Genomic DNA, 2,470 nt, shown 5'->3' on the forward strand with positions numbered 1-2,470 from the left:
TATCACAGAATAACAACAAAGTTTTTATAAAACTGTTGACAAATTGAGAATGATTATTTATAATAATAATAACAATAATCATTACTAATTAATTTAAGAGTAGGAATAAAATATATATATTTTTCACAATAACTTTATGAAAAATATATTTAGCACATCACCGGCAATTTGCCGGATAAAAAAAATCATTAAGCGGGAGGAGATATTTTTATGGCGCTTATTGGAAAGGAAGTATCAGATTTTACTGTAAAGGCTTTTGTTGACGGAGAATTTAAGGATGTCAGCAAGTCGGATTTGCTGGGCAAATGGTCAGTGTTTGTATTTTACCCTGCCGACTTCACCTTTGTATGCCCGACAGAATTAGAGGACTTAGCTGATCTTTATGAAGAATTCAAAAAGATAGGTGCAGAAATATATTCCGTATCAACAGACAGCCATTTTGTTCATAAAGCTTGGCATGATGCATCTGACACTATTAAGAAGATTAAATTCCCCATGCTGGCAGATCCAACAGGAAAGCTCTCAAGAGATTTTGATGTGTATATTGAAGAAGAAGGAATGGCCCTCCGCGGAAGCTTTATAATCAATCCGGCAGGGAAAATCGTAGCTTACGAAGTCAATGACAACAGCATCGGCAGAAATGCTGCAGAACTGTTGCGCAAAGTTCAAGCTGCTCAGTATGTAGCAGAGCATGGAGATGAAGTTTGCCCTGCTAAATGGCGTCCAGGATCTAAAACCCTCAAACCCGGTATTGACTTGGTAGGAAAGATTTAATCCTACCTACATAAAATTAAATATTGAAATTGAAAAGCACCTTTCTTATACTCTAGCAAATATAAGAAAGGTGCTTTTTTACATCTAACTCGTATCAAAAAACTTATTTTAAACTCATTTTGCTATTAAACAAAAAGTGGTATCATTAAATCGAAACAAATACTATTTATTCGTCAAAACAGGTTGATGAATCTAAGGTCGAGTAAATACAATATGAAGGAGAAGTAATCATTAAATAGTGTGGCTTTACGTAAGGGTTTTTAATGGAATAGGAGGTCTAAAGTGGGCAAAAATAAAAAAGCAAAAATTATCATAGTGCAATTTCTTTTGCTGATTGTCGTTATTGGTCTAAGTTCGTTCATCTCATATTATAAATTTAGCGTCCTTAATCCATTATCTACTGCAAGGGGATTATTCCAGATATTGTTTACAGAGAAAGAATATGTAGAAATACAAAAATATCCTAAAGTTATTTTGGCAAAGCCAAGTGTTTCATTGAGTGATTATATGGAGAGCAGAGGCTTTCGGGAAGACAAAGAAAACCAAATGGGGGCTTTACATAGATTTATAAATGATGATACAGCTCAATATGTTGTATACTCAACTAATATGTGTTTTTCAAAATGGAAATGGCAGGAGTAGCCTAAAAAATCCTTGCAAAGCTCCGCCTTGATTTTGCATCCTTTCTCATTTGTTCAAAGATAAAACCAATTATTTTCTCCCTGTCTCTTTTGTCAATTTCTTTAAATTCGACACCTATACTGTATTTTCCATTGTACTCTACACACCTTCTAACCTCCCCCAGTGCCTGTATTAAGATTTCTTCCTCGGGGGAACTCTTGTCAAAGGGTAAACTCATTGTGATTGCCACAAGAGTCTTTTCCTGCAGTGGCCTTGACCAGGTTAAGCACAGACCTCCGCCGCTGATATTTAAGGTTTTAGCTTTTATGCGCGGGCATATCAGTTTCCATTGGTTTTTATTTTCCACAGGCGAAAAAAAGAGTGTTAAACCATAATTGTACCTTACATATTGTCTCCTCTGGATTCGCTTTATATGTTGTGGTGATTCTAAAACGTATATGGGCGAGTTAGTGTTTATGGAACATATGACCGATGATGAGAATTCGTAGATAGCTGAATCAGAAAGGATTTGCACCTCTATTTTATCTTTTGATTTCCAACAAGGGGCATCATTTTTTTTCAAAGCTTGGACAATGAATGCATCCCTTAATATGCTTGTCACAATAAAATCATAGTAATTGCCCCCATCAATTGCTTTAATGCTGCAATAGGTTTTAGGTTTTAATAAGTCTTTTTTTTGCAGAAAATACATAGAGCTTCTCTCCTATAAAAAATGGTTTTTTCCCCTATTACATTTTAATAAAACAACACCGTATTTTTTGTAATAAATTGCAGCAAAAATCCAAGAAAAATCCCACAATCTTCTTCGACATTCGACTTAGACGTCATTTGCATTGTTTAGTTTTGCCCTATGTTTTTGCCTTAAATGTTTTACGGAAAATCAGCTTAGTGTAAAATTACTTTGGGAAAAAAGGAAAAAATAAAAGATAAGAGTATCTCCTCTGTGATATGATATAATCTGCAAGAACCACAAAAAATCACAGAAAAGGAGATACCCTTATGGAACTAATTATACAGGAAATCATACAAAAAAATCAGTAGTAGTTTTGAAAAA

General features: G+C 34.3%; 3 protein-coding genes. 2 read left to right on the plus strand and 1 reads right to left on the minus strand.

Translation table 11 applies throughout. The annotated features are described in order from the left end of the window. Window positions 1-210: 210 nt before the first annotated feature. Together ahpC and JT739_RS04185 are read left to right on the plus strand one after the other, a co-directional pair. Window positions 211-774, plus strand: coding sequence for an alkyl hydroperoxide reductase subunit C (gene ahpC, locus JT739_RS04180; RefSeq protein ID WP_237659842.1), 564 nt, complete (start codon window positions 211-213; stop codon window positions 772-774). 282 nt (window positions 775-1,056) lie between these two features. After that, a complete protein-coding gene (locus JT739_RS04185; protein ID WP_237659843.1) occupies window positions 1,057-1,416 on the plus strand; it encodes a hypothetical protein in 360 nt (119 codons plus the stop codon). Window position 1,417: 1 nt separating this feature from the next. On the opposite strand, the gene JT739_RS04190 is transcribed toward JT739_RS04185, so the two are convergent. Then, window positions 1,418-2,107 (minus strand): flagellar brake protein, encoded by a 690-nt coding sequence (locus tag JT739_RS04190; protein ID WP_237659844.1) that lies wholly within the window; start codon window positions 2,105-2,107, stop codon window positions 1,418-1,420. Between the last annotated feature and the right edge of the window lie 363 nt (window positions 2,108-2,470).

Origin of the sequence: Tepidanaerobacter sp. GT38 (genome assembly GCF_021991635.1) — a bacterium.
Lineage (GTDB): Bacteria > Bacillota > Thermosediminibacteria > Thermosediminibacterales > Tepidanaerobacteraceae > DTU063.